The following is a 615-nucleotide window of genomic DNA, read 5'->3' on the forward strand; positions in this document are numbered from 1 at the left end:
TTTTCAGCCCTAAACCACCTACTTCAGTAGGTGGTTATCATCCGTTTCGGCTTTGCCTGTAAAACTACTCATGCTAAATGCGTCTTTGATTTTTCCAGAAGTCAAAGAGGACAAATAACATGAGTAGATACAATCAAGCTTCCCACGTATTTTGGCGTTGTCAATACCATATAGTGTGGACGCCAAAGTATCGATTTAGGATCTTGAAGAACAATATAGGTAAAGAAGTTTATCGATGTATTTATGTTTACTGTAATCAACTTGGATGTGAAGTCGTAGAGCTAAACGTACAAGTTGACCACGTACATTTAGTTGTAAAGGTCCCACCAAAGCTTTCGATATCCAAGTTGATGGGGGTATTGAAAGGCAAAATAGCCTTAAAGCTATTTAGCAAGTTTCCTCACCTTAGGAAGAACAGGCTTTGGGGTAATCACTTTTGGCAAAGAGGCTATTTTGTCGATAGTGTTGGAATCAATGAAGAAATAATACGCCGATATGTAAGACATCAAGAGAAGCAAGAGCGAGTAGAGCAGCAGCAATTGGCGCTGGACTAAACAAAGGCCCCCTTTTAGGGGGCTCACACAAAGCCACCTTCTTTAGAAGGTGGTAATTTAC

1 protein-coding gene is annotated in these 615 nt (G+C 40.3%); it reads left to right on the forward strand.

The window, feature by feature from the left end; translation table 11 throughout:
- Nucleotides 1–119 precede the first annotated feature (119 nt).
- A complete protein-coding gene (tnpA, locus tag R7Q09_RS26730; RefSeq protein WP_017633711.1) occupies nt 120–554 on the forward strand; it encodes an IS200/IS605 family transposase in 435 nt (144 codons plus the stop codon).
- The last annotated feature ends 61 nt before the right edge of the window (nt 555–615 follow it).

This window comes from Vibrio sp. 2130-1 (genome assembly GCF_033339515.1).